Raw genomic sequence first — 25,568 nt, forward strand, 5'->3', positions numbered from 1 at the left:
TCAGGCGCTTTGGTTCAGCCCCTCGGCATTGATCCGCACCAGCGTTTCATCCAGCGATTTCAACGCCCGCGCGATCAGGATGTCGATTTCGGCGGGGGTGATGACCAGAGGCGGCGAAATGATCATCCGGTCGCCGACATGGCGCATGACGAGGTTGTTGGCAAAGCAGCGCTCGCGGCAGATATAGCCGACCGTGCCGGATTTCGACGCGAATTTGGCCCGGGTTTCCTTGTTCGGCGTCAGCGCGATCGAGCCCATCATGCCGACGATCTTCGCCTCGCCCACCAAGGGATGCGCCGCCAGACCTTCCCATTTCGCCTTGAGGTAAGGCGCGGTTTCCGCCGCCACGCGGGCGACGATGCCGTCCTCGTCCAGCAGGCGCAGGTTCTCCAGCGCGACGGCGGCCGCGACCGGATGGCCCGAATAGGTGTAGCCATGCGCGAATTCATCCGAGCCGTTGATCACCGCCGCGACCCTGTCCGAGACGATCGAGGCGCCCATCGGGATGTAGCCCGAGGTCAGACCCTTGGCCACCGTCATGATGTCCGGCGTGATCCCGAAGGTCTGGCAGCCGAACCAGTTGCCGGTCCGGCCAAAGCCGGTGATGACCTCGTCGGCGATCAGCAGGATGTCGTATTGGCGGCAGATGCGCTGGATTTCCGGCCAGTAGGTCGCGGGCGGAACGATCACGCCGCCCGCCCCCTGCACCGGCTCGCCGATGAAGGCCGCGACGTTTTCGGCGCCGATCTCCAGGATCTTTTCCTCAAGCTGACGGGCGCGGGCCAGACCGAACGCCTCGGGGGTCAGATCGCCGCCCTCCGACCACCAGTCGGGCTGGTCGATATGCACGACGCCCGGGATCGGCAGCCCGCCCTGCGCATGCATGCCCTTCATCCCGCCGAGGCTGGCCGCCCCCATGGTCGAGCCGTGATAGCCGTTCCAGCGCGAAATGATCACATTCTTTTCGGGCTTTTCCAGCGCCTGCCAGTAGCGCCGCACCATGCGGATGTTGGTGTCGTTCGAATCCGAGCCCGAGCCGTTGAAGAAGACATGGTTCAGATCGCCCGGGGCAAGCTCTGCCAGACGCTTCGCCAGCTGGATCGCCGGGATATGCGAGGTCTGGAAGAAGGTGTTGTAAAACGGCAGCTGGCGCATCTGCCGCGCCGCCGCCTCGACCAGCTCTTCGCGGCCATAACCGACGTTGACGCACCAGAGCCCGGCCATTCCGTCAAGGATTTCCGCGCCTTCGCTGTCGGTCACCCAGACGCCTTTCGCCTTGGTGATGATCCGCGCGCCTTTCTTCGCCAGACCGTCGCCATCGGTGAACGGGTGCATGTGATGGGCGGCGTCCAGCGCCTGCAATTCCGCGGTGGGAAGGTGATTTTCGAACATCCTCTGTCCTTTCCGGTCTGGGTGCCGCCCTTGCGGCAGATCACGCCGGGGTGGCGCAGCCGGGCCCTCCGGCCCCTTTCGAAAATATGATCAAATTTCAGGGCAAGGTCAATCCGCTCTCTGCGCCCCCCCCGCCCGGAGCATCGATTCGAGAAAAACCCCGGTCCGCAACCACGGCGCGAGTGGCCCGCCGCGTCGCGCAGCAGCAGATGATGAAAATATGTGCGTTCGATCAAGGATTTCGCGGCGCCCGCAAGAAACCCTTGCCAGCACGGCGGATCGCCACAACACTCGACCCAATATGATCAAATCCGAAAGGATCCGGCGTGGCAGCTCCCATCATCTCGGCGCGCAATCTGGTGAAGGCTTTCGGCACGGGCGACTTTGCGGTGCGGGCGCTTGACACGGTTTCGATCGACATCCGGCCGGGCGAATTCTTCACGCTTCTGGGCCCCTCGGGCTGCGGCAAGACGACTTTGCTGCGGCTCTTTGCGGGGTTTGAAATGCCCAGCGCCGGGACGATCCTGCTCGATGGCGAGGATGTCACCGTGCTGCCGCCGAACCGGCGCCCGATCAACACGGTGTTTCAAAGCTATGCGCTGTTTCCGCATCTGAGTGTCGCGGAAAACGTCGGTTTCGCGCTGAAGATGCAGGGCAAGCCGCGCGCCGAGATTGCCGAGACGGTGGCGAAGATGCTGGCGCTGGTGCGGCTTGAGGCGATGGCCGGGCGCAAGATCACCCAGCTCTCGGGCGGCCAGCAACAGCGGGTCGCGCTGGCGCGGGCGCTGGCCCCGCATCCCAAGGTGCTGCTGCTCGACGAGCCGCTGTCGGCGCTCGATCTCAAGCTGCGCAAGGAAATGCAGATCGAACTCAAGCGGTTGCAGCATGAAACCGGGATCACCTTCATCTTCGTCACGCATGATCAGGAAGAGGCGCTGACGATGTCCGACCGCATCGCGGTGATGAGCGCGGGCAAGGTGCAGCAGATCGGCACGCCGAAGGAGATTTACACCCATCCGGTCAACCGCTTCGTCGCCGCCTTCATCGGCGAGACGAATTTTCTGGATGCGGTGGGGGAAACCGGCGGCGCGCGGCTGACGACGGGCGATCTGATCGCGGTCGAGGGCGTGCTGCACGGCCCCGTCACCGTGGCGATCCGGCCCGAGCAATTGCGGCTGGTCGCGCCCGAGACCGCGGGGGCGCTGGCCGCCACGGTGCGTGATCTGGTCTATTTCGGCACCGACACGCATTGCCACATGGCGCTGTCGGATGGCACGGCGCTGACGGCGCGGCTGCAAAGCCCGGCGAGCGGCGATATCGGTCTGTCCGTCGGCGACCGGGTCGGCGTCGTGCCGATGCCCGGCGCCGCGCAGATGCTGAGGACATGAGATGAGCGCCGCCGAAACCGCCCAGCGCGCCCGCACCACCCGCAACGCCTGGGCGCTGGTCACCCCGGCGCTGATCGTTCTGGCCGCCGCCGCCATCGCGCCGCTGGTGCTGGTCTTGATCTATTCCTTCCTGACGCCGGGCGATTACGGCAATGTCGTCTGGACCTTTTCGCTGGAGGGCTGGCAAAAGGTGGTGGTCGAGCGCGACATCTTTGATGACAGCCTGCATCTGGCCGAGGCGCATCTGACGATCTTCTGGCGCTCGGTCAGCCTGTCCCTTGTCACCACGGTTCTGTCCTTCTTTGCCGGCTTTCCGACCGCCTGGTTCATCGCCACAAGGCCCGCGAACCAGCGCGCCGCCTGGCTGTTCCTGATCACCCTGCCGTTCTGGACGAACCTGCTGATCCGCACCTTCGCGATCAACCAGATCATCCGCAACGAGGGGCTTTTGAACACCATCCTTTTGAATCTGGGCGTGATTTCAACGCCCTTGCAGATGACCTATACCGAGGGGGCGCTGCTCATCGGCATGGTCTATGTCTATCTGCCGCTGATGGTGCTGCCGCTTTACGCGGCGCTGGAACGCTTCGATCTGCGGCTGCTCGAGGCCGCTTACGATCTTTACGCCTCGCGCTGGCAGGTGCTGACGCGCGTCGTGCTGCCGATTGCGCGGCCGGGCATCGTCGCGGGCTCGATCCTGGTTTTCGTGCCCTGTCTGGGCGCCTATGTGACGCCGCGCATCCTGGGCGGGGGCAAGCTGATGATGCTGGGCAATTTCATCGAGCTGCAATTCGGTCAGGGCCGGAACTGGCCCTTGGGCGCGGCGCTGTCGATCGTGCTGCTGGTGATCGTGATGGCGGCGCTGCTGATCTATGTCCGCGCGATCAACGGAGAGAAACGCCATGGCTGAGCCCAAGCCCTTCCATGTCGCCGATCTGCCGGGCGTCGGCCCGACCGCGCTTCTGGTCTTTGCCGGGCTTTATGCGCCGATCCTGACGCTGGTCGTCTATTCCTTCAACGTCTCCCCCTCGGTCGCAACCTGGGAGGGGTTCACCTTCGAGTGGTATCTGAAGGCCTGGAGCAATGCCGCGGTGATGAATGCGGCGGCCAATTCGCTGATCGTCGCGACGCTGGCGGCGGTGCTCTCAACGGCGCTGGCGACGCTTGCAGCCCTTGGCACCACGCGGCGCCCGGCCTTTTTCGGCATCACCGCCGTTTATGCCGCGATCAACCAGCCGCTGATGGTGCCCGAGATCGTCACCGCCGTCGCCCTGCTGATCGTCGTCGCCGCGATCAAGGCCGCCACGGGTTACGCGGGGCTGGGCTATCTGGTGATCGCCCATACCGCCTTTTGCATCCCCTTCGCCTATCTGCCGATCCGCGCGCGGCTTGAGGGGATGGACCTGACCTTGGAAACCGCCGCCGCCGATCTTTACGCCAGCCCCTGGCAGGCCTTTCGCTTCGTCACCCTGCCCCAGCTCGCACCGGGCATTCTGGCGGGGGGCATGCTGGCCTTTGTCACCTCGCTTGATGATGTGGTGATCACCGAATTCATCAAATCGCCCGGGCAGGACACCCTGCCCACTTACATGCTCGGCCAGCTGCGCCGCGCCATGACCCCCGACATCAACGCGCTCTCGGCCGCCCTTTTGGGGCTGACGCTGGTGCTTCTGTCGGGATTTTTCCTGCTCAGCCGCCGCAAGAGCTGAGATGAAACGACGCACCAACCGGGAGAGACCCATGAAAAGACTGATCGGCGCCACCGCCCTCCTGCTGTCCAGCGCGACGCTTGCCGCCGCCGAAGGAGAGCTGTTCCTTTACAACTGGGGCAATTACACCAGCCCCGAAATGATCAAGAAGTTCGAGGACACCTACAAGGTCAAGGTCACGATCACCGATTTCGACAGCAACGACACGGCCTTGGCCAAGGTCGAGGCCGGGGCCTCGGGCTTTGATCTGGTCGTGCCCTCGGCCGGGTTCGTCGGCATCTATGCCGAAAAGGGGCTGATCGAGAAACTGGACCTGTCGCGCCTGCCCAACCACAAGAACATCGCGCCGCAGTGGAGGGATGTCGAGTGGGACAAGGGCCGGGAATGGTCGATCCCGTGGCAATGGGGCTCGACCGGGGTGTCGGTCAACACCAAGGTTTATACGGGCGACATCAACACCTCGGCCATCTTCATGGACCCGCCGCCGGAGCTGGAGGGCAAGATCAACGTCATTCCCGAGATGGGCGACGTGATGGCGATTGCCACGATGTATGCGGGCGGCAAGGTCTGTTCGGATGATCCCGCCGTGATGAAGAAGGTCCGTGACACGCTTTTGGCGGCAAAGCCGAAGTGGCTCTCGATGGATTATTCGACCGTCGAGAAGATGACGAACAATGACTATGCCGCGACCGTCGACTGGAACGGCTCGGCGATGCGGGCGCGGCTCGGCAATCCGGACGTGGCTTACGGCTATCCGAAGGAGGGCTACGGCCTCTGGATGGACAATGTCGTGCTGCTCAAGGACGCGAAGAACGTCGACAATGCCTATCTGTTCCTGAACTTCATCATGGAACCGGAAAATGCCGCGATGCTCTCGGCCTTTGCGCGCTATGCGAACGGGATCGCGGGGTCCGAGGCCTTCCTGCCCGAGGACATGAAGACCGCGCCCGAGCTGACGCCGCCCGCGGAATTTGCCGACAAGGGGCAGTTCGTGACGATCTGCACCGGCAAGGCGCTCGATTACCAGAACGCGATCTGGACCGAGCTGCAGAAGTAAGCCTCTGCCACCGCCAGCCCGACCACGCCCCGACGCCCGGGGCGTGGCCCCTTTCCCATGAAAGCGCCCTTCATGCCGACCGCCGATCTGATCGTGACCAACGCCCGCATCCTGACGATGGATGACGCGCGCCCCACCGCCGAAGCCATCGCGCTTTCGGGCGAAACCATCCTGGCCCTGGGCGCAGCGCCCGAGATTCTGGCGCTGGCCGGCCCCGCAACACGCGTCATCGACGCCGCGGGCCGCACCGTCCTGCCCGGCTTTTTCGAGGGCCATGTGCATCTGGGCCTTGGCGGGGCGGAGCTCGCGCATCTGCACATCGACCATCTGCACGGGGCCGAGGAGATCGCGCAGGCCTTTCGCGCCTTTGCCGCCACCCATCCCGAGCGGCCGATCCTGATCGCGCAGGGCGCCGATTACGGCATGCTGGGCCATCCGATCAGCCGCCATGATCTGGATGCGATGATCTCCGACCGCCCGATCGCGATGATGTCGCATGACCACCACACGGTCTGGGCCAATACCGCCGCGCTTGAAGCCACCGGGCTGATGCAGGGCGCCCCCATGCCGCATGGGCACGAGGTGGTGCTGGATGAAGACGGTCTGGCGACGGGCGAGCTGCGCGAATTCGAAGCCTTCGGCCCGATCATCGCGCTGGCGGGCGAGGCGCGGATCAATCTGGGCATCGCGACGGGCGAGGAACCCGCAACGCCCCCCACGGCCGAGGAACGCGCCGCCGACAAGGCGATGATCCTGGCCGGGATGCGGCATTGCGCAAGACACGGGGTCACCAGCCTCGTCAACATGGATGGCAACCGCTACACGCTTGAATTGCTGTCCGAAATGCAGGCCGAGGGCACGCTTTTGCTGCGCGTCAAGGTGCCCTTCCATTTCAAGCCGCATATGGATCTGAGCGCGCTTGACCGCGCCTCTGACATGATGCGGGATTTCGATGACGCCTGGATCAGCTCGGGCTTCGTCAAGATGTTCATGGATGGCGTCGTCGACAGCCGCACCGCCTATATGCTGAACGATTATGCCGATGCCCCCGGGCACCGGTCCGAGCCGCTGTTCGCGCCCGAGACCTTCAAGGCCATCGCCACCGAGATCGACCGGCGCGGGTTGCAGATCGCCGTGCATGCGATCGGCGACGGGGCGGTGCGGGTGACGATCGACGGGATCGAAGCCGCACGGGCCGCGAACGGCCCCCGCGACGCCCGCCACCGCATCGAACATATCGAGCTGATCGACCCCGCCGACATTCCGCGCCTTGGCGCGCTGGGGATCACCGCCAGCCTGCAGCCGCCGCACTCGCCCGGGGCGATGGAATTTCCGCTGGAACCGACGCTAACCCGGATCGGCCGCGCGCGCTGGCCCGACGCCTATCTGTGGAAGACGCTGGCAACCCGCGGCGGCGCGCCCATCGCCTATTCCAGCGACTGGCCGGTGACCGATGTCTCGGTGCTGCGCGGCATCCATGCCGGGGTGACGCGGACCCCGTTCGAGGGCTGCACCGACGAATGCCTGAGCCTGATGGAAACGCTGCGCGCCTATACCGCGGGCGGCGCCCGGGCGGCGCATCGCGACCACGTCACCGGCACGCTCCGGCCCGGTCTTGCGGCCGATCTGGTGATGCTCGGCGGCGATATCGAGAGCTGCGCGCCCGACGCAATCCCGGATCTCGGCATCGCGCTGACCGTCTGCGGCGGGCGCATCCTTTGGGAAGATCCCGCCCGCATGCCGTAAACCGCGGTTCCGGGCGATCTTGCCCGGGACGAACAGCCGCTTTTTATTTTCCGAAATCCCTGTATCCTTCCGGGATCGCCCCCCCTCGGGGCGGTCCCTGCCCTGCATCGCGCGTCGGAGACCCCATGTCCGCTCCGCCCCCCCCGTTTTCGGCCGATACCGCGGACAACCGGACCGCGGTGCAAAAGGCCCTTTACGGGGTGTCGCGCCGTGCGATGGCCTGGCGCGACCGGGCCTCGGCGCGGGCGCAGTTTCTGGCCGGTCTGGGGATGATCGCGTTTGGAACCGGGCTGCGCGAGGTGCTGCATGCGCTTGGCGCCGAGCTGAACTACCTGCCGCTTCTGCCCACGGTGACGCTGGCCGCCGCCTTCCTGCGCGCCGAGATCGGGCTTTGCGTGATCGTGCTGAGCGCGCTGCAGATCCATTTCCTCTTCGTGCCCGAAGCCGGGCCGGGCCATGACATCGCCCAGCTGATCTATCTTGCCGCGGCGGGGTTCACCGTCGTTCTGGCAGAGCTTTTCGTGCGCGCGCAAAAGGTTGCCCTGCTTGAAAGCCGCCGCGCCGACCGCGTCGGGCGGCTGCATGCGGCGGTGATCGAATATTCGAATGACGCGATCCTGACCCATACGCTGGATGGCATCGTCACCACCTGGAACCCGGCGGCGACGGTGATGCTGGGCTATCTCGCCCATGAAAGGATCGGCCGGCCGGTGAACGATCTGTGCGGCGCCGAGGTCGACCAGAGCGCCGAGATCTTCGCCCGGGTCCGCGCGGGCGAGGCGGTCGAGCATTTCGAAACCCGGATGCGCACCCGCGATGGCCGGGTGATCGATGTCTCGATCACGCTGTCGCCGATCCGCGATCCTTCGGGCGCGATCGTCGGCATCTCGACGATCCTGCGCGACATCACCGAAACCATGCAGATCTTCGACGCGCTGCGCCAAAGCGAGGAAAAGCTGCGCTTCGCGCTGGAGGCGGCGCGGGCAGGATGGTGGCAATGGCACTGCCTTGAAGATCGGGTGATCTGTTCCGAACGCTTCCTGCAGCAGCACGGGCTGGACCCCGCGGCCGGTCCGGTCACGCTGGCGGGCTGGCTCGCGCGCCTGCATCCCGAAGACCGCTCCGGCGTGCGGGCGCTGGTGCTGGGCGCGCTCGAATCGGGCGGGCGCGATCAGGCGCTGCAATATCGCGTCGCGCTGCCGGACGGGCGCGGGCCGCGCTGGATCGAGGCTTTCGGGCGGATCGAGCGCGACGCCGCGGGGCGGGCGCAGCGGGTCAACGGCATTTCCTTTGACGTCACCGACCGTTTCGAGGCGGTCGAGCGCATCGCCTATCTGGCGCATCACGACGGGCTGACCGGGCTGCCGAACCGGGCGCTGTTCCTTGACCGGCTCGAGGCGGCCCTGGGGCGGGTGCGGCATGCCCGGGGCTGCGCGGTGCTGCTGATCGATCTCGACCGTTTCAAGGAGGTGAACGAGACGCTCGGCCATGCGGCGGGGGACAGGCTCTTGTGCGCGGTGGCGGCGCGGCTGCGTGCCGAGGTCAGCGCGGCCGACACGCTGGCGCGGCTGGGCGGCGACGAATTCGCCGTGCTTCTGACCGAGACCGAGGCGCCGCAGACCGTGAGCGCGCTGGCCGAGCGGCTGATCGCGGCGATCGAGGCAGAATTCGATCTGGACGGGCGGCGCATCGGCATCGGCGCCAGCCTTGGCATTGCGATGGCGCCCTCGGACGGGCTCAGCCCGAAGGCGCTGGTCAAGGCGGCCGATGTGGCGCTGTGCCGGGCCAAGGCCGACGGCTCGGGCTGCCTGCGGTTTTTCGCGCCCGAAAGCGACAGCCGGATGCAGCAGCGCCGGGCGCTGGAAAGCGATCTGCGCCGGGCCTGGGCCGCGCGCGATTTCCAGCTCTTCTTCCAGCCGATCGTCGAGATGAAGACGCGCCGGGTCTCCTGTCTCGAGGCGCTGTTGCGCTGGCACCACCCCGAACGCGGCTGGGTCTCGCCCGAGACCTTCATTCCGCTGGCCGAGGAGATGGGGCTGATCGTGCCGATCGGCGAATGGGTGCTGACCGAGGCCTGCGCGGCGGCGGCACGCTGGCCGGGCAGCCTGCGGGTGGCGGTCAATCTCTCGCCGGTGCAGCTGGCGCATATCGGCCTGGCCGAGGCGATCGCCGCGGCGTTGCGGCGCACCGGGCTGGCGGCGAACCGGCTGGAGCTGGAGATCACCGAGACGGTGATGATGAAGGAGACCCCGGCGACGCTGGCGACGCTGGAGCGGCTCAAGGGGATCGGACTGCGCATCGCCATGGATGATTTCGGCGCGGGCTATTCCTCGTTGCGCAACCTGCAGCGGTTTCCCTTTGACAAGGTCAAGATCGACCGCGCCTTCACCGCCGGTCTGGGCACGTCGCAGCAAAGCGCGGCGATCGTGCGGGCGGTGACGGGGATGTGCCAGAGCCTCGGCATGGTCTCGACCGCCGAGGGGGTAGAGACCGAGACGCAGCTGGCCGCGCTGGCGCGCGAGGGCTGCAGCGAGGTGCAGGGCTATCTGTTCAGCAAGCCCGTTCCGGCGGCGCAGGTGGGCGCGCTGCTGGCGCGGCTCGACGGGCTCAAGGTCGGCTGAACGGGCTCAGACGGCCTTGAGCCGCGCGGGCGCGGAACCTTGAAGGGCGCGCACCCGCGCCTCCGGACCGCGGGGGTCAAGATCGTAAAGCTTCGGCCGTGCTGTCAGATAGGCCCGCCAGTTGCCTTCGGGCTCGTCGCTGATCTTCACCTTGTGGACAGTTGAGACCAGTTCGTTCAGCCTCACGATCCCCAGACCAAGCCCGGGCTCCTGATACTCGGCGATGATCTCCATGATTTTCAGATCAAGCTCGGGAATCGGTCCGGCGGCCGCTTTTGGCGCGGGCGGCGGGGCGGCTTTCTGCACCGGCTGTTGCACCGGCTTCGGGGGCGGTTGTGGCGCGTCTTTCGGCGCGGGGGGCAGCGGCAGCGTCAGGAAGGTCTCGCAGGCGTCGCGAAAGATCTGCGGCGTCTTCGTCTCGCCGATCCCGGTCACCTGCCGCCCGTATTCGCGCAGGCGCAGCGCCAGATGGCTGAAATCGCGGTCCGAACTGGCGATCACGAAGCGCTTCACCCCCTCGCGCAGCGCCAGCTCCATCGCATCAAGCGCCAATAGCAGGTCCGAGGCATTCTTGCCCTTGCCCGCATGCATCAGCCGGAACCCCTGCGGACCGCCCTGCCAATCCGTGGCCTTTTGCGCATCCAGATAGACCCGCCGCACCGTCACCGTGCCAAAGGCCCGCGCCCGCAGCGCGATCTGCCCGGCATATCTGGCCGAAAGATTGTCGCCATCGACCAGAACCGCCACCGTTTCCATAGCCCTCGTCACCTCTGCACCGCGTTCAACCGCAGGCTGCGCAGAAAATGCGACAAAATTCAGGCGCTTCGGCGCGGCGTTGCGTCACGTCGCGCGGCGCGGATCATAGCGCAGCAGCCGCAGCGCATTCGCCGTCACCAGCACCGTCGCCCCGGTATCGGCCAGAACCGCGATCCAGAGCCCGGTGATCCCGAAAACCGAGGTGACCAGAAACACCGCCTTCAGCCCCAGCGCGATGGCGACATTCTGGCGGATGTTGCCCAGGGTCTGCCGCGACAGCCGGATCAGCGCGGGCAGATCGGTCAGGTCGTTGCGCATCAGCACCGCATCGGCGGTCTCGATCGCCACATCGGTCCCCGCCCCGATCGCCACGCCGACATCGGCCGCCCGCAGCGCCGGGGCGTCGTTGATGCCGTCGCCCAGCATCAGCACGCCCCCCTGCGCCGAAAGCCGCGTCACCTCGGCGCATTTGTCCTCGGGCAGAAGCCCCGCCTTGACCGCAAGCCCCAAGGGCGCCGCCAGCGCCCGCGCCGGGGCCTCGGCATCGCCGGTCAGCATCACGCTGTCCAGCCCAAGCGCCCGCAGCGCCGCCAGCGCCGCGCCCGCCTCGGGCCGGGGCTCGTCGCGCAGGGCAATCAGCCCCTGCGGAACGCCGTCGCGGCAAAGTTCGACCACCGTCTTCGCCTCGGCCTGCAGCGCCGCCGCCTGCGGGTTGCCCGCGGCAGGCGCCGCAATGCGCCACAGCGCCCCGGCGATCTGCGCCTCGGCCCCCACCCCCGGGATCACCCGGGCGGCCGTGGCGGCGGGGGCCGTCACCCCCTCGGCTGCGGCGCGTGCCAGGATCGCCCGCGCCAGGGGATGCGAGGACCCCGCCTCGACCGCCGCCGCATGGGCCAGCAGATCGGCGACCGCAACCCCGGCGGCGGGCCGAAGATCGGTCACAAGCGGGCGGCCCGGCGTCAGCGTGCCGGTCTTGTCGAGCGCCACAAGCCGCAGCCGCGCCAGCGCCTCGATCACCGCGCCGCCCTTGACCAGAAGCCCGCGCCGCGCCCCGGTCGAGAGCGCCGCCGCCATCGCCGCGGGCACCGAAATCACCAGCGCGCAGGGGCAGCCGATCAGCAACAGCGCCAGCGCGCGATAGATCCAGACGCCCCAATCCGCCCCGGTCAAGAGCGGCGGCAGCACCGCCACCAGCGCCGCCAGACCGACGATCAGCGGCATGTACCAGCGGCTGAAGCGGTCGATGAAGCGTTCGACCGGGGCCTTGGCCGCCTCGGCCTCGGCCACCATCCGCGCGATCCGCGCCAGCGTGCTGTCCGCCGCCGCGCGCGTCACCCGCAGCCGCAACAGCGCCTCGGTGTTGATCGAGCCCGCCAGAACCCGGTCGCCCGGGCCGCGCGTCACCGGCACGCTTTCCCCGGTCACCGCGCTTTCATCGAGGCCCGAGACCCCCTCGACGATCTCGGCATCGACCGGGGCGCGGTCGCCCGGGCGCAGCCGCAGGATCTGCCCCGGCTGCAGGGTCGCCGCCGCCACCTCGCGCGTCTGTCCGTCCCGCTCCAGAAGCGCGGTTTCCGGCATCTGCCGGGCCAGCGCCCGCAGCCCGTCGCGCGCGCGGGCGGCGGCAATCGATTCCAAAAGCTCGCCCAGAGCAAAGAGCACCACCACCATCGCCGCCTCGGCCGCGGCGCCGATCATCAGCGCGCCGATGGCCGCCACCGTCATCAGCATCTCGATGCTGAAGGGCTGCCCGACCCGTGCCAGCGCCAGGGCCTGCCGCGCCACCGGGAACAGCGCGCCCAGACAGGCCAGCGCGAAGGCAGGCGCCGCCAGCGCGGGCAGCATCAGCGCGACGCCCCAGGCGAGGGCGAGCCCGCCCGCCGACCAGAACAGCCGCGCCGCCTTCGGCCCGCGCAGCCAGGGCGCGGCGGGCGGCAGGGGCGCGGCGGTCACTTCGGCGGTCACTTCGGGGGCCGGCGCGGGCGCGGGGGCCGCCGCACCGCAGCCGCAACCGCCACAGCCGCAGGCCGGGGCGCCGCCGTGGTCGTGCCCGTCATGCCCGTGGTCATGCCCGTGATCGTGGCGGGGTTTCAGCAGCGGCAGCGGCGGCGCGGCGCCGATGCGGGTGATCGTGTAACCCAGCCGCGTCACCGTGCGTTCCAGCTCGCCCGGGCTGGTCGCGCCCGGGGTCAGCCGCGCCCGCAGCCGCTCGCTCATCAGCGCGATCTCCACCGCCTCGACGCCCGGCAGCCGCTCCACCGCGCTGCGGACCTTGCCCGCACAGGCGGCGCAATCCATGCCGCCGACCTGCCACTCGCACGATTCCATTTTCGAAACCTCTGCCATATCAACCTCTTGCATCACGATCTTCAGGCACTTGCCGCGATCTTGCCAAAACCCTAATCTCTCTAGCGACTAGAGCTGCAAGGGGGGATCATGCTCAGCATCGGGCGTTTGTCGCAGGAAACCGGGGTCAAGGTGCCGACGATCCGTTATTACGAGCAGATCGGCCTGATGCCCGCGGCCGAGCGCAGCAGCGGCAATCAGCGGCTTTACGGCGCGGCGGCGCGGCGGCGGCTGTCCTTCATCCGCCATGCCCGCGATCTGGGCTTTCCGCTGGAGGCGATCCGCGATCTGCTGGGCCTGACCGATCAGCCCGACCAGCCCTGCACCGCCGTCGATGCGATCGCGCGGGCGCAGCTGACGACGATCCGCTCGCGCATCGCGCGGCTGCAGGCGCTGGAGGACGAGCTGGTGCGGATGATCGGGCACTGCACCCATGGCCGGATCGCCGAGTGCCGGGTGATCGAGGTTCTGGGCGATCACGGCCTGTGCGCGCATGACCACCACGGCACGCCCGAGGAGGAGGGGCCGGGGCGGTAGCGCCCTCAGCGGGTGTCCTTCGGCCGCAGCACCAGCCAGATCAGCGCCGCCCCCGCCAGCGTCAGGAAGGGCAGCATGGCGAGGTTCACCGCCTGCCAGCCCGCCACCGCATCGGCCGAGGCGCAGGTCATCAGCCCGCCCGAGGAGAGCGAGGCCAGAAACACCCCGCCGAAGACGACGAAATCGTTCATCCCCTGCACCGTGCCGCGTTCCTCGGGGGCATGGGCGGCGGCCAGCATCGCGGTCGAGCCGATGAAACCGAAGTTCCAGCCCAGCCCGAGCAGCATCAGCGCCAGGAAGAATTGTTCGAGATCGACCCCGGTCAGGGCCACGGCCCCCGCCACGGCCAGAATGAAAAGACCAATGCCGACAATGGTTTCGCGGCCAAAGCGGGCAATCAGATGGCCGGTGAAGAAAGAGGGCAGATACATCGCCAGCACATGCGCCGAAACGATGTCGGCGGCATTCGTCGTGGTGTGGCCGCAGCCCACCACCGCCAGCGGAGTCGAGGTCATCACCAGGTTCATCAGCGCATAGGAAACCATGCCGCAGATCATCGCCACCAGGATCACCGGATCGCGCAAAAGTTCCCCGCGCGTCCGCCCCCCCGCTTGCCCCTTCACCCGGCGGCCGGGCGCGGGGATGCGCAGGAAGGCAAAGATCAGCGGCCCGGCCAGGTTGATCGCGATGATCGCAAGGTAAGTCGCCTGAAACGGCACCACCAGCGCCTGCGCCGTCAGCTTGACCAGCTGCGGCCCCAGCACCGCCGCCGCCAGGCCCCCGGCCAGCACCCAGGAAATCGCCTTGCTCTGGTGCTCGGGCGCGATGCCATCGGTCGCGGCGAAGCGGTAAAAGCCCTGCGCCGACATGTAGATACCGGCCAGAAGCGAGCCGAGGCAGAACAGCGGGAAAGAGCCGATGGCCAGCGCATGGGCGGAAATCGCCGCGCCGATGCCGCCCGCGGCCGTGGCCAGGATGAAGCCCGCACGGCGGCCGTAAACCGCCATGAAGGACGACATCGGCTGCGCCGTCAGCACCGATCCCAGCACGATCAGCGAAAGCGGCAGCGTCGCCAGACAGGGGTTCGTCGCCAGCGACTGGCCCGCCAGCCCGCCGACGGTGAAGATCATCGACATCTGCGCGCCCAGAAACGCCTGTGCCGCGACCAGCACGATCAGGTTGCGAAGCGGCAGCGGCGGGGCAGAGGCGGCAGTCTGTGTCATGCCCAAGGCCTAGCGCGCGCCGTGCGGGCTGGCAAGCTTTCGGGTCTGGCGCCGGGCGCGAAAACCGGGCAGGCTGGGCGCATGGTCGGACGCATCATCACCACCGAAGACGACGTGGCCGAGGGCGCGGCCTGGCTGGCCGCGACCGAGCCGCGCTTTGCCCGCGTGCTGGACCGGACCGGCCCCTGGCCGCTCCGGCGCCGCGAGGACGGGTTCGACGCGCTGCGCGATGCGATTCTGGGTCAGCAGGTGTCGACCGCCGCGGCGCGCGCGATCCGCGGCAGGCTGATTGACGCGGGCTTCGGCGCCGCCCCCGCTTTGGCCGAAGCCTCCGAAGAGGATCTGCGCGGCTGCGGCCTGTCGCGACAAAAGGTGCGCTATCTGCAGGCGCTGGCGCGGTCCGGCATCGATTTCGACGCGCTGCGCCGCCTGCCCGATGCGCAGGTGATCGAGACGCTCTTGCCCCTGCCCGGCATCGGCCGCTGGACGGTCGAGATGTATCTGATCTTCGCGCTCGGCCGTGCCGATGTCTTCGCCGTTGACGATCTGGCGCTCGCCGAGGCGGCACGGATGCTGTTCGACCTGCCCGAACGGCCGAAGCCGCGGGCCTTTGGCACGCTCTCTGCGGCCTGGTCGCCCTGGCGGGCGGTTGCCGCGCGCGGGCTTTGGGCCTATTACGCGGCGATGAAGGATCGTGAAGGAGTGGCGCCATGACGCGGATCAACAAGGTGGGACGGGTCGAGGCCCGCTCGGGCAAGGCGACCTCGGCGGTGATCTTCCTGCATGGCTATGGCGCGGATGGCGACGACCTGCTGGGTCTGGCCGAGCCGCTCGCCCCGCATCTGCCGAACACGCTGTTCCTCGCCCCCGACGCGCCCGAGGAGTGCGTGACCAATCCCTTTGGGCGGCAATGGTTTCCGATCCCGTGGCTCGATGGCTCTGCCCCCGAAGAGGCCGCCGCGGGGCTGACACGCTCCTCGGAAGATCTGAACGCCTTCCTGGATCAGGTGATGGCGGCCGAGGGGCTGGCGGCGGCGCAGATCGCGCTTCTGGGCTTTTCGCAGGGCACGATGATGGCGCTGCAGGTGGCGCCGCGGCGCGCGCAGGCGCTGGCGGGCGTCGTCGGCTTTTCCGGGCGGCTTCTGCGCGCCGATGCGCTGGCCGCCGAGACGGTGACGAAGCCGCCGATGCTGCTGCTTCATGGCGATGTCGATCAGATCGTGCCCTTCGGCGATCTGAAACAGGCCGCCGATGCGCTGAGCGCGGCCGGGTTCGATCTGCGCACCCATGTGATGCGCGGCACCGGGCATGGCATCTCGCCCGACGGGCTGGGTCAGGCGCTGGCCTTCCTGCGGGCGCATCTGCCCGCCTGAGTCGCGCGCCATCTGCCCGATTTCCGGGCAGCCCGTCATATCGCCGTTGCAAAGGCATGCAATGCCAAGGCCCACGGGCAGGTTGCGCAGATCGCGGGCCTTGTCCTGCGGGTGACGCGAGATATAGTAGAGCTGTGGCAGAGGCGGGGGCTTCTCCGCCGCGCTGCCCGCTCAGAACAGGCGGGGATGAAGGATGTGCGGATCGGATCAAGGGGGCGAAAGGCTGCGACCGGGCGGTGACCGGCGCAACCGGGTGTCTGCCGACGGCGGCTTTGCCTGCCCGCCGCATCCGGGCAGTCTGTGCCCCGTGACGACGATCTTCTCCTGTCGGCCCTTGCGAAAGCGCGTGTATCCCACGCGCTTTTTTCTTTGCCTGCAGGGCCTTGCCGAAAGGGGGCGGGGATGAATGCGGCGATCGGAAATCTGCGCACGCTGGTGTTGAACGCCGACATGCAGCCCTTGTCCTGGGCGCCGCTGTCGGCCTGGAGCTGGCAACAGGGGCTGGTCGCGGTGCTGCAGGAACGCGTCATCCAGGTGAAGACCTACGAGGGGCTGCGGGTGTCCTCGGCCAACCAGAGCTTTGAAATCCCGGCGGTGGTGGCGCTCAAGACCTATCGACGGCGCAAGAAGGTGCCCTACACGCGGTTCAACGTGTTCTTGCGCGACGAATTCCGCTGCCAGTATTGCGGCAAGCGGTTTCCCGCCTCGGAGCTGACCTTCGACCATGTGATCCCGCGGGCGCGTTCGGGCGGCAGCCGCTGGACCAACATCGTCACCGCCTGCGGCCCGGACAATCTGCGCAAGGGCTGCCGGACGCCGAAAGAGGCCGGGATGCGGCTTCTGCGCACGCCCTTCGAGCCCAGCCCGCGCCAGCTTGACGACATCGCGCGGCGGCTGCCGATGGCCAAGGAGGGGCTGCATCAGACCTGGCTCGACTTCCTTTACTGGGACAGCGAACTGGAGGAATGACCCCGGCCCGGGCAAGGGGCGCGGGCAGGCCGCCCCTGCCCCCGCTTTTGCGGCGGAACCGGCGCCGCACCGCCGCCGGATCGGTGTTTTCGCTTGATCACCGGCCCGGAACGCAGGAGTGTCGCCGGACATCTTCGCATCGCATAACCCGGACATTCCTCTTTCATGACGACAGCACGTGATTTCACAGCCGCCCCCGGGCGGGCGGGCCCTCTGGCGGTGATCGCCTGTCAGCGCAACGAGGCGATGTGGCTGCTCGAATGGGTGGCGTTCCAGCATGCGGCGGGGTTCGACCGGGTCTTTGTCGTCTCGAACGATTGCAGCGACGGCTCGGACCGGATGCTGGACCGGCTGGCCGAGATGGGCGAGGTCGTGCATCTGCGCCAGGACGCGCAGCCCGGCGAAGCCCCGCAGGTGAGCGGCTGCGCGCTGGCTCTGGCGCATCCGCAGATGGCCGATGTCGCCTGGGCGTTTCACTGCGACATCGACGAATTTCTCAATGTGAGCTGCGGCGAGGGCCGGGTTGCCGATCTGATCGCGGCGGTCCTGCGTGCCGGTCCCACCGATTGCATCACCGTCAACTGGCGCATGTTCGGCTCGGGCGGGCGGCGCAGCTGGGACGGCGGCGCGGTCCTGCCAAGCTTCACCCTGACCGAGGCGCAGCTGCGCAAGGGCCGCGCGATGCAGAAATGCCTGTTCCGCCCCGAGGTTTTCGCGGCGGTGCATTGCCACATGCCCAAGCATCCGCGCAAGGCGGACCCGGTTCTGCGCAGCAGCGCCGGTGTGGAAATGCCCAATGCGCCGCTGTTCGCGCCGCAGCAGATGCGGCATCAGACCGCCACCCATGCGATGGTCAGCTGGGAGAATGCGGCGCTCAATCACTATGCGATCCGGTCGCAGGATGTGTTCCTGCTGAAGAACCTGCGCGGCGACGGCATGGCTCTGACGCATCAGAAATACCGTCTGGGCTCGCCGTTCTGGGCCTTTGCCGAACGGACCGAGATCGAGGACCGCACGATCTTGCGGCATTGGCCCGCGGTGGCGGCGCGGCTTGAGCGCTATCGCGCCGACCCCGAGATCCGCGCGCTCGAGGCCGAGGCGCTCGCCGGGCATGCGCGGCTGCGCGCAGAGATCCTCGACCGGCAGGGCCGGTTCGGCTGGCACGATCCCGCCCCGAAACAGCCGCTGCAGGAGGTGCCCAAGGCGCATCTGCCCGACACGGCCGGGGCGGTGCGCTTCTTGCTGTCGCAGCTGCCGCGCGAGCGCCGCACCGTGGTGCTTGATGTCGGCGCCAATCCGATCACCCCGACGCCCTACAAGACGCTTCTGGCGCTGCAAAGCTGCGAGGTGATCGGCTTCGAGCCGCAGCCCGAGGCCTTTGCCGCGCTGCAATCGGCGCGCTCGCCGCGGGAGCGGTATTTCCCCCATGCGGTGGGCGACGGGACGGTGCAGGAGCTGAAGATCTTCCGGTTCAGCGGCATGACATCGGTGTTCGAACCCTGTCTGCCCTCGATCGCGCTCTTGGGCAAGCCGCGGATGGGCCGGGTGATCGAGCGGGTCGCGCTGCCGACGGTGGCGCTGGACACCCTGCCCGAAATCGGCCGGATCGATCTGCTCAAGATCGACATTCAGGGCGGCGAGCTGGCGGTGTTTCAGGGCGCGCGCCAGACGCTTGCGCAGGCGGTCGCGGTGATCGTCGAGCTGCGTCACCTGCGGCTTTACGAGGGCGAGCCGATGGCGGCCGGGGTCGATCAGGAGCTGCGCGCGCAGGGCTTCGCGCTGCACAAGTTCCTGTTCAACAAGTCGATGCCGATCGCCAATTCGCAGCTGGCCCGGCTTTCGCGCGAGGCCAACAGCGATCAGCTGGTCGATGGCGACGCGGTCTATCTGCGCGACCTGACGAGGCTTGACGCGATCGACGACGAGGGGCTGGTGCAGCTTGCCATCCTGGCCGCATCGACCTTTGACAGCCATACCGTCGCGCTGGCCTGTCTGGATGCGCTGGCCGCAAGGGGGCGGATCCCGGCAAGCCTGGCGCGCGACTATGTCGACGCCCTGCCCGCCCGGCTGCGCAGCGATCCGGCCTAGGCCCCCCGGTCTCAGGGCCCGGTCTCAAGGCCCGGTTTCTGGGCCCGGCCTCAGGGGCGGCTGGCGCGGCGGAATTCCGAGGGCGAGACGCCGACCTCTTTCTTGAACGCCTTGCAGAAATAATTCGCGTCCTGATAGGCCAGATCCAGCGCCACGTTCAGGATCGGCAGGCTCGATCCCGCCAGCAGATCCTTGGCCCGGGACATCCGGCGTTCCTTCACATAGGCGATGAAGGTCATGTCCATCTGCCGGTGAAACAGCCGGCTCAGATAGCAGGCGCTGACATGGGCCTGTTCGGCCGCCTCCTCCAGCGTCACCGTCTTGTGCAGGTTGCGCTCGATATAGTTGCGCACCGTCTCGATCCGGGCCGCCGCCCCCGCGCCGGTCTCCTCGCCCGGATCGAAAAGCAGGTCGGTGATGTCGCCGAAGAGTTCCTGCAGCTTGTAGCTGTCGCGCGGATCAAGCCGCTGCGTCGCCAGCGCCTCGATCCGGCGGGCAAGCGGCGCGGGCAGGCTGCGGCCGCTGCGCGCGATCAGATCGGTCAGCAGCTGCGCCAGATCCAGCACCGCCTGCCGGGCGGGCCGGTCGCGCTGGCCGTGCAGCGTCTCGATCTGCCGCCGCACCAGCGCCAGACCGTCGCGATAGGCATGGGCGGCGACCATCCGGCCCAGCTCGGTGCGCAGATCGGGGGCGGCTTCGGGCAACGGAGGCTGTGGCACGGCCGCGACGGGCGCCGCGCTGCGCAGGCAATCGGTGACGGATTTCAGCAGCGCCTCGGTCCGCACCGGCTTGAGCAGAAAGCCGTCCGCGCGCAGCTGGATCGCCGCCTGCATGATCTCGAAATGATCATAGGCGGTGATGATCAGCACCTTGGTCGCCGCCGCGCGGTTGCGCAGAAACTCCAGGATTTCCAGCCCGTCCGGCCGCGGGATCCGGATGTCGAGCAGCATCAGGTCGATCTTGCGGCTTTCGATCAGACGCAAAGCCTCGGCGCCGTTCTTCGCCTCTCCGACCACGCTCACCTCGGGCAGGTTGCGCTCCAGGATCGTGCGCAGCGCCCGGCGTTCCAGTTCTTCATCCTCGACGATGGCAATATCGAACATCGGCGGCCTCAGAACGCGCAGGGGTCGAAATCGATCGGCAGCCGCAGCCGGACAAGGGTGCCGCGGCCCTGCCGGAACGGGCTGACGATCTCCAGCCCGTGGCTGTCGCCGAAATATTGCCGCATCCGGCTGTGGATGTTGTGCAGCCCGATGCTTTTGCGCCCGCCATGATCGGCCTCGCCGCGCAGCACGTCGTGACGGCGTTCGGCATTGATCCCGGGGCCGTTGTCGAGCACGTCGATGATCACGTCGCCCCCGTCGCGATAGAGCGAAATCTCGATCAGCCCGCCGCTTTCCATCGGCTCGATCGCATAGTTGATGCAGTTTTCCACTAGCGGATGCAGCACCATGAAGGGGCACAGGACGCGGTCGAATTCCTCGGGCGCGTCAAGCGTGAAATCGAAGCGATCCCCCATCCGCAGCTTGAGCAGGTAAAGATAGTTGCGCACGTGATCGATCTCGGTGCGCAGCGGCACGGATTGCGAGCCCGAGCGCTTGAGCAGATAGCGCATCATGTCGGCAAAGGCATGCACCGTGGTTTCCGTCTCGGGCGCGCCCTCGACCAGCGCCAGACGGCCGATGGTGTTGAGCACGTTGAACAGGAAATGCGGATTGACCTGATAGGAGAGCGCCTGCAGTTCCGCTTCGCGCAACAGCCGTTCCAGTTCGGCGCGGCGCTGCGATTCCTCGGCCAGACGCAGGTTTTTCGCGTAAAGCTCCTGCGTCACGCCCTGCGAATAGCTTTCCTCGACGATATGCGAGGCGATGGTGAAAAGCGAAAACGCCGCCGAGCGCAGCCGGTCGAAGCTGATCTCGCCGATCTGCGCATGCAGCGCCAAAAGCGCGGGATCCTCGCTCCACGACCCCTCGGCGGGGAAGATGTTCGACAGATCGACGATGCGCGGATGCCCGCCCGGGGCGAGCTTCACCTGACCGCAGATCACCGCGCCCAGATATTCGCCGCGCAGATTGATCGGGGCGGCGAAATCGACCAGCTGGCAGTGACATTTGTAGATCGCGGGTTCCCCGGTGGAAAGCGCCGTGCGCCCGCCCACCGCATCGCAGTGAAAGCAGCGCTCGCGCCAGTCGGGGCGCGAGCGCACCGCCTGACAGAAGGGCGAGAACCCCGAGGGTTTCGTCACCGGCGCCCCCTCGGGATCGACGATGACCATCGCAACGCCGACGGCGGCGCTGAAATTGTCCTGCACCTTCTGCAGCATCTCGGTGCTCATCAGATCGACAAGCTTGCGCCGCCGCGCGGCCTTGAATTCCGTCGTCTCCGGCAGCGGACGAAAGCCCGGACCGGCCAGAACCTCCACGGACTGCCCGAAAGGCGTATTACTTCCCATGCCAACCCCTCTGCATCGCGTGCGACGAAGACGGGCGGCCCTCCCCCGCGCCAATGAGAGCCCAGCCCGACGCTGGTCTCTGCCCGGGGGCCTTGGCGGAAATTGCCAAAGCCCCCGGCGGGCGGGGAAATGCCGACTCGCTCGTCGTTGCTGCCGAGCCTTAACGCAGTCGGGCGGGGGAAAACCTGATCTGGCGCAAATCCCCCCGCCCTTCCCGGCATCGTGACAAGTTACCGCACCACAAGGATTTTTTCGCCTTTCGGTTGCATCTCAGCCACCGATCACGCAGCGCAGCCCCTCGGCTTCGACCAGCGTTTTCAAGGGCATCACCGCCTCGGGTTTCAGATCGGGCAGCGCCCCCATCGGACAGGTCCGGCCCAGCAGGCGATACTTGTTCTCGCCAAAGCTGTGATAGGGCAGCAGATGCACCGTATCGACGCCCGGCATCAGCTTGGCAAAGCGGGCAATCGCGGTGATCGCGGCGGGGCTGTCGTTCACCCCGGGCACCACCGGCACCCGCACCACCGCATGCGTCAGCGACGCCGCAATCAGCGCATTTTCCAGGATCAGCCGGTTGTCGACGCCGGTGTTTTGCTGATGCACCGCCGGGTCGATCGACTTCAGATCCATCAGCAGGTGATCGACATGCGGGATCACCTCGCGGATCACTTCGCGCGGGGCACAGCCCGTGGTTTCCATCGCGGTGTTCCAGCCCTGTTCGTGGCAGGCCATCAGCAGCTGTTTCGCAAAGGCCGCCTGCAACAGCGGCTCGCCGCCCGACAGCGTCACCCCCCCGCCCGAGCGGCGGTAGTGGATCGCATCCTTGCGCAGCTCCTGCATCACCTCGGCCACGCTCATCCTGCGGCCCGCGCGCTTGAGCGCCTCGGTCGGGCAAACCTTGGTGCAGTCGCCGCAGCGGATGCATTTTGCCCGGTCGACAAAGCCCGGATTGTCACGCGACAGCGCCCCCACCGGGCAGACCGGAATGCATTTGCCGCAGCCGATGCAGGCCGAGGCGCGGAAGAACAGATCCGGTTCGGTCGATTGCGATTCCGGGTTCGAACACCAGCGGCACGCCAGCGGGCAGCCCTTGAGGAAGACGATGGTCCGCACCCCCGGCCCGTCATGGATCGAATAACGCTGGATGTCGAAGACCGTGCCTTCGGCGGTGAAATCGAGCTCGGACATGAGGGTATTCCTTTCGTGGCTCTGGCCGGGGCCGGGGCTGCGGCTCAGAAGGCGGGGGCCTGCGCGGCAATCGCATCCATCGCGGCGCGGACCGAGGCGGTCTCGCCCAGCACGGCCAGCGTCGTCGTCGTTTGCGGGCAGGTGCCGGACAGCTCGACCGTCAGCACATGGGCGGATTTGCCGGCGATATCGGCGAAATAGAACAGGTCGGGGACACTTGCCTGCACGAAGCCGATCGCCGAGACCCGGTTTTCCTCGATCCATTTGCGCACCCCCGGCGCGACGCGGCGGGCGAGCATCTCCAGAAGATCGGGGGCGGGGGCGTTGATGATGCGGATTTGCATGGCAAGTGTCCTTTTCGGGTCTCAGCGCACGTTCAGCGCTTCGACCATCACGCATTTGCGGCGGCGGGCGAAGGAGCGGGCAGAGGTCAGCCCCTCGCCTGTCGGCCCGGCGATGGTGAAGGTGGCATAGCCCTCGCCGCCGACGCCAAGCCCGGCATAAGAGGGGCCGTTCTTCACGAAGATCGTGGTCTGGATGAGCTTCGCCATCTTCGTCAGCTTGCGCACATTGGTCGAATGCATGATCGCGGTATGGCGGTTGCCGTGTTCAAGAACGACCGCCAGATCAATGGCTTCGTCGACGCATGCCACGCGCACCAAAGGCAGGATCGGCATCATCAGCTCTTCGACGACAAAGGGGTGATCCTTGCCCGTCTCGATCAGGATGATCCGGGTTTCGGGCGCGGCTTTGACACCGATCTTGTCGAGCAACCAAACCGCCGATTTGCCGACGCAGCCCGTCTGCGGCCCGCCCTTTTCGGTCAGCACCAGTTTTTCCAGCGCGGCGATCTGCGCCGGATCGGTCAGCCGATGCGCGCCGTTGCGGACCAGCTCCGCGGTCAGGAAATCGGCGATTTCCGCCACCGCGATCAGCTCCTTTTCCGCCACGCAGGGCATGTTGTTGTCGAACGAACAGCCGTTGACGATATCCAGCGCCGCTTTCGGAATGTCGGCGGTTTCGTCAACCACCACCGGCGGATTGCCCGCCCCTGCCCCGATCGCCTTCTTGCCCGAGGACAGCACCGTCTTCACGATCGCCGGGCCGCCCGTCGCCACCAGCATCCGCACCTTGGGATGCGCCATCATCGCATTCGTGTTCTCGATCGAGGGCGCCTGCACGGTGACGACAAGGTTCGCCGGTGCCCCCAGCGCCGCCAGCTTGCGGTTGATCAGCTTGATCGCCAGCAGGCTGACGCCGCGCGCGCGCGGATGGGGGCTGAAGACCACCGCATTGCCCGCGGCCAACATCCCGATCGCGTTGCAGATGATGGTTTCGGTCGGGTTCGTCGTCGGCGTGATCGCCCCGATGACGCCATAGGCGGACAGCTCGACCAGCGTCAGCCCGTCATCGCCGCTTTGCGCTTCGGTGGTCAGGTCTTCGATGCCCGGGGTCTTTTCCGCCGCCAGCCGGTTCTTGATGATCTTGTGCGCGACATTGCCCATGCCGGTCTGTTCGACCGCCAGCCGCGAGATCCGCTCCAGCAGCGCGGGGTTCAGAAAGACCTCGCGGAGGCCGTCGATGAAGCGCTTGCGCGCCGACATCGAACAGAACAGATATTGCCGCTGCGCCTCGGCGGCGGCCTCCACGGCCGCATCCATCGTGGCAAAGATGCCGTCGCCCACGGTTTCGGCCTGATCGTCGGGGATCGACAGGCAATTTGCGGGCGCGGTGCAGCTGCCCGCCTTGCAGCAGGAACAGTTCTTCTCGCCCAACTCGCGCGTCAGGATGCCGCCGATGATGTCATCGATCGGATCGGCGGGCTTCGGGGCTTCCCGGACACAGCCCTGCGTGCCGGGTTTTGCCAGATCCGTCAGGGCCTTGGTCACCGTCGCCTCAAGGCTTTTCGGGGCGGTGTAGCCGCTCAAGACCCGGGCCACGGCGTCTTCGATATCGCTGTCTTTCATTGTCCTTGTCCTTCGCTCGGGGTCGCGCCCCAATGTGCCGCAATCGCCTTTCGCGCGATCTGCATGTCTTCTTCGACCGTGCCGCCGCTGATGCCGATGGCGCCCAGCACCGCCGCCCCCGCCCGGATCGGCAGCCCGCCGCCAAAGGGGACGACCGGCCCGCCCGCGGGGCCAAGCCCCGCCAGCATGCCGCCCGCGGCGGTCAGGGCCCCCAGCGCATCGGTGCCCATCCGGTAGGCCGCCGCCGTCCAGGCCTTGGAGGGCGCGAGCGTGACCGAAGCGGGCAGCGCCCCCTCCATCCGGTGAAACAGCAGCGCCGTGCCCGCCGCGTCACAAAAGGCGATGCAGACCGGAACGCCCAGCCGCCGCGCCTCAAGCTCGGCCACGGCCGCCATCCGGGTGACGTCGCACAGCCGCAGCGGGCGGCGGGCGGCCAATTCGGTCCAAAGGATCGTGTCGATCAGCGCCATGGCTCAGCCCTCCGTCCGGTCGTGGCATTCGACGGTATCGACGATGCCGACGATACCGGCATCGACCACCGACTGGCCCAGCATTCCCGCCAGCCGTCCGGCGCTGCCGGTGGTGACGATGACGGTCTCGCCATCGCCCGCGCTGACGGTATCGACGGCGATCTGCGTCTCGCCTTCGGCATTCAGCCGGGCGTCAAGGCGGATGACGATCAGCAGTTTCGCCCCCGACAGGCTTTGGTCCTTGGTGGTGGCGACGACGCGGCCGATGACTTTTGCCAGATACATG

General features: G+C 67.4%; 22 protein-coding genes. 11 read left to right on the forward strand and 11 right to left on the reverse strand.

The window, feature by feature from the left end; all coding sequences use genetic code 11:
* Entirely contained in the window at positions 1–1,392 is a 1,392-nt protein-coding gene (locus RCAP_RS10800) for an aspartate aminotransferase family protein (protein WP_013067891.1), read from the reverse strand.
* Positions 1,393–1,718: 326 nt separating this feature from the next.
* Here RCAP_RS10800 and RCAP_RS10805 point away from each other — a divergent pair, with 326 nt between their 5' ends.
* The 6 genes from RCAP_RS10805 (at position 1,719) to RCAP_RS18540 (ending at position 9,913) form a co-directional block, all read left to right on the forward strand.
* Positions 1,719–2,780: an ABC transporter ATP-binding protein gene (locus RCAP_RS10805; RefSeq protein WP_013067892.1), complete on the forward strand. Its 1,062-nt coding sequence runs from the start codon at positions 1,719–1,721 to the stop codon at positions 2,778–2,780.
* 1 nt (position 2,781) lies between these two features.
* Positions 2,782–3,690, forward strand: coding sequence for an ABC transporter permease (locus RCAP_RS10810; protein WP_013067893.1), 909 nt, complete (start codon positions 2,782–2,784; stop codon positions 3,688–3,690).
* Entirely contained in the window at positions 3,683–4,489 is an 807-nt protein-coding gene (locus RCAP_RS10815) for an ABC transporter permease (protein ID WP_013067894.1), read from the forward strand. Before RCAP_RS10810 ends, RCAP_RS10815 begins: the two co-directional genes overlap by 8 nt.
* A gap of 31 nt (positions 4,490–4,520) precedes the next feature.
* Positions 4,521–5,546, forward strand: a complete 1,026-nt coding sequence (locus RCAP_RS10820; RefSeq protein WP_013067895.1) for an extracellular solute-binding protein — start codon at positions 4,521–4,523, stop codon at positions 5,544–5,546.
* A gap of 72 nt (positions 5,547–5,618) precedes the next feature.
* Entirely contained in the window at positions 5,619–7,292 is a 1,674-nt protein-coding gene (locus RCAP_RS10825) for an amidohydrolase (protein ID WP_115503970.1), read from the forward strand.
* A 125-nt stretch (positions 7,293–7,417) separates the two neighbouring features.
* Positions 7,418–9,913, forward strand: a complete 2,496-nt coding sequence (locus RCAP_RS18540) for a putative bifunctional diguanylate cyclase/phosphodiesterase (protein ID WP_013067897.1) — start codon at positions 7,418–7,420, stop codon at positions 9,911–9,913.
* Positions 9,914–9,919: 6 nt separating this feature from the next.
* Here the strand turns inward: RCAP_RS18540 and RCAP_RS10835 are convergent, their stop codons facing one another.
* Both RCAP_RS10835 and RCAP_RS10840 read right to left on the reverse strand, forming a co-directional pair.
* Positions 9,920–10,681, reverse strand: a complete 762-nt coding sequence (locus RCAP_RS10835; RefSeq protein ID WP_238530194.1) for an NYN domain-containing protein — start codon at positions 10,679–10,681, stop codon at positions 9,920–9,922.
* A gap of 72 nt (positions 10,682–10,753) precedes the next feature.
* Positions 10,754–13,030: a heavy metal translocating P-type ATPase gene (locus RCAP_RS10840; RefSeq protein ID WP_238530195.1), complete on the reverse strand. Its 2,277-nt coding sequence runs from the start codon at positions 13,028–13,030 to the stop codon at positions 10,754–10,756.
* Between the two features lie 75 nt (positions 13,031–13,105).
* On the opposite strand from RCAP_RS10840, the gene RCAP_RS10845 reads away from it, so the two are divergent.
* The gene (locus tag RCAP_RS10845; RefSeq protein ID WP_013067900.1) at positions 13,106–13,552 is read left to right on the forward strand and encodes a MerR family transcriptional regulator; all 447 of its coding nucleotides are present in this window, start codon (positions 13,106–13,108) and stop codon (positions 13,550–13,552) included.
* 5 nt (positions 13,553–13,557) lie between these two features.
* Here the strand turns inward: RCAP_RS10845 and RCAP_RS10850 are convergent, their stop codons facing one another.
* Positions 13,558–14,775 carry an MFS transporter gene (locus RCAP_RS10850; protein ID WP_013067901.1) on the reverse strand — a complete coding sequence of 406 codons (1,218 nt, stop codon included), beginning with the start codon at positions 14,773–14,775 and terminating at the stop codon, positions 13,558–13,560.
* Positions 14,776–14,856: 81 nt separating this feature from the next.
* Here RCAP_RS10850 and RCAP_RS10855 point away from each other — a divergent pair, with 81 nt between their 5' ends.
* From RCAP_RS10855 to RCAP_RS18545, 4 genes are all read left to right on the forward strand, one after another.
* Complete coding sequence (locus RCAP_RS10855; protein ID WP_013067902.1) at positions 14,857–15,489, forward strand: DNA-3-methyladenine glycosylase family protein; 633 nt, start codon at positions 14,857–14,859, stop codon at positions 15,487–15,489.
* On the forward strand, positions 15,486–16,148 hold the full coding sequence (locus tag RCAP_RS10860; RefSeq protein ID WP_013067903.1) for an alpha/beta hydrolase: 663 nt from the start codon (positions 15,486–15,488) through the stop codon (positions 16,146–16,148). Before RCAP_RS10855 ends, RCAP_RS10860 begins: the two co-directional genes overlap by 4 nt.
* 402 nt (positions 16,149–16,550) lie before the next feature.
* On the forward strand, positions 16,551–17,117 hold the full coding sequence (locus RCAP_RS10865) for an HNH endonuclease (protein WP_013067904.1): 567 nt from the start codon (positions 16,551–16,553) through the stop codon (positions 17,115–17,117).
* Positions 17,118–17,282: 165 nt separating this feature from the next.
* A complete protein-coding gene (locus RCAP_RS18545; protein WP_080514612.1) occupies positions 17,283–19,205 on the forward strand; it encodes an FkbM family methyltransferase in 1,923 nt (640 codons plus the stop codon).
* 50 nt (positions 19,206–19,255) lie between these two features.
* Here the strand turns inward: RCAP_RS18545 and RCAP_RS10875 are convergent, their stop codons facing one another.
* From RCAP_RS10875 to RCAP_RS10905, 7 genes are all read right to left on the reverse strand, one after another.
* The gene (locus RCAP_RS10875) at positions 19,256–20,308 is read right to left on the reverse strand and encodes a response regulator (RefSeq protein ID WP_013067906.1); all 1,053 of its coding nucleotides are present in this window, start codon (positions 20,306–20,308) and stop codon (positions 19,256–19,258) included.
* A gap of 8 nt (positions 20,309–20,316) precedes the next feature.
* The gene (locus RCAP_RS10880; protein WP_013067907.1) at positions 20,317–21,657 is read right to left on the reverse strand and encodes a sensor histidine kinase; all 1,341 of its coding nucleotides are present in this window, start codon (positions 21,655–21,657) and stop codon (positions 20,317–20,319) included.
* A 270-nt stretch (positions 21,658–21,927) separates the two neighbouring features.
* Positions 21,928–22,845, reverse strand: a complete 918-nt coding sequence (locus RCAP_RS10885) for a glycyl-radical enzyme activating protein (RefSeq protein WP_013067908.1) — start codon at positions 22,843–22,845, stop codon at positions 21,928–21,930.
* A 44-nt stretch (positions 22,846–22,889) separates the two neighbouring features.
* Positions 22,890–23,189 (reverse strand): BMC domain-containing protein, encoded by a 300-nt coding sequence (locus tag RCAP_RS10890; RefSeq protein WP_013067909.1) that lies wholly within the window; start codon positions 23,187–23,189, stop codon positions 22,890–22,892.
* A 21-nt stretch (positions 23,190–23,210) separates the two neighbouring features.
* Positions 23,211–24,812 (reverse strand): aldehyde dehydrogenase family protein, encoded by a 1,602-nt coding sequence (locus RCAP_RS10895; protein WP_013067910.1) that lies wholly within the window; start codon positions 24,810–24,812, stop codon positions 23,211–23,213.
* Positions 24,809–25,282: a GlcG/HbpS family heme-binding protein gene (locus RCAP_RS10900; RefSeq protein ID WP_013067911.1), complete on the reverse strand. Its 474-nt coding sequence runs from the start codon at positions 25,280–25,282 to the stop codon at positions 24,809–24,811. The genes RCAP_RS10895 and RCAP_RS10900 overlap by 4 nt, the downstream gene beginning before the upstream one ends.
* 3 nt (positions 25,283–25,285) lie before the next feature.
* Positions 25,286–25,567, reverse strand: a complete 282-nt coding sequence (locus tag RCAP_RS10905) for a EutN/CcmL family microcompartment protein (RefSeq protein WP_013067912.1) — start codon at positions 25,565–25,567, stop codon at positions 25,286–25,288.
* Position 25,568 lies beyond the last annotated feature (1 nt).

The organism is Rhodobacter capsulatus SB 1003 (assembly GCF_000021865.1).
Lineage (GTDB): Bacteria > Pseudomonadota > Alphaproteobacteria > Rhodobacterales > Rhodobacteraceae > Rhodobacter > Rhodobacter capsulatus_B.

Coding starts and splice junctions, on each gene's coding strand:
- RCAP_RS10800 (WP_013067891.1), bottom strand. CDS start 1,392: ATGTTCGAAAATCACCTTCCCACCGCGGAATTGCAGGCGCTGGACGCC.
- RCAP_RS10810 (WP_013067893.1), top strand. CDS start 2,782: ATGAGCGCCGCCGAAACCGCCCAGCGCGCCCGCACCACCCGCAACGCC.
- RCAP_RS10815 (WP_013067894.1), top strand. CDS start 3,683: ATGGCTGAGCCCAAGCCCTTCCATGTCGCCGATCTGCCGGGCGTCGGC.
- RCAP_RS10820 (WP_013067895.1), top strand. CDS start 4,521: ATGAAAAGACTGATCGGCGCCACCGCCCTCCTGCTGTCCAGCGCGACG.
- RCAP_RS10825 (WP_115503970.1), top strand. CDS start 5,619: ATGCCGACCGCCGATCTGATCGTGACCAACGCCCGCATCCTGACGATG.
- RCAP_RS18540 (WP_013067897.1), top strand. CDS start 7,418: ATGTCCGCTCCGCCCCCCCCGTTTTCGGCCGATACCGCGGACAACCGG.
- RCAP_RS10840 (WP_238530195.1), bottom strand. CDS start 13,030: ATGCAAGAGGTTGATATGGCAGAGGTTTCGAAAATGGAATCGTGCGAG.
- RCAP_RS10845 (WP_013067900.1), top strand. CDS start 13,106: ATGCTCAGCATCGGGCGTTTGTCGCAGGAAACCGGGGTCAAGGTGCCG.
- RCAP_RS10850 (WP_013067901.1), bottom strand. CDS start 14,775: ATGACACAGACTGCCGCCTCTGCCCCGCCGCTGCCGCTTCGCAACCTG.
- RCAP_RS10855 (WP_013067902.1), top strand. CDS start 14,857: ATGGTCGGACGCATCATCACCACCGAAGACGACGTGGCCGAGGGCGCG.
- RCAP_RS10860 (WP_013067903.1), top strand. CDS start 15,486: ATGACGCGGATCAACAAGGTGGGACGGGTCGAGGCCCGCTCGGGCAAG.
- RCAP_RS10865 (WP_013067904.1), top strand. CDS start 16,551: ATGAATGCGGCGATCGGAAATCTGCGCACGCTGGTGTTGAACGCCGAC.
- RCAP_RS18545 (WP_080514612.1), top strand. CDS start 17,283: ATGACGACAGCACGTGATTTCACAGCCGCCCCCGGGCGGGCGGGCCCT.
- RCAP_RS10875 (WP_013067906.1), bottom strand. CDS start 20,308: ATGTTCGATATTGCCATCGTCGAGGATGAAGAACTGGAACGCCGGGCG.
- RCAP_RS10880 (WP_013067907.1), bottom strand. CDS start 21,657: ATGGGAAGTAATACGCCTTTCGGGCAGTCCGTGGAGGTTCTGGCCGGT.
- RCAP_RS10885 (WP_013067908.1), bottom strand. CDS start 22,845: ATGTCCGAGCTCGATTTCACCGCCGAAGGCACGGTCTTCGACATCCAG.
- RCAP_RS10890 (WP_013067909.1), bottom strand. CDS start 23,189: ATGCAAATCCGCATCATCAACGCCCCCGCCCCCGATCTTCTGGAGATG.
- RCAP_RS10895 (WP_013067910.1), bottom strand. CDS start 24,812: ATGAAAGACAGCGATATCGAAGACGCCGTGGCCCGGGTCTTGAGCGGC.
- RCAP_RS10900 (WP_013067911.1), bottom strand. CDS start 25,282: ATGGCGCTGATCGACACGATCCTTTGGACCGAATTGGCCGCCCGCCGC.
- RCAP_RS10905 (WP_013067912.1), bottom strand. CDS start 25,567: ATGTATCTGGCAAAAGTCATCGGCCGCGTCGTCGCCACCACCAAGGAC.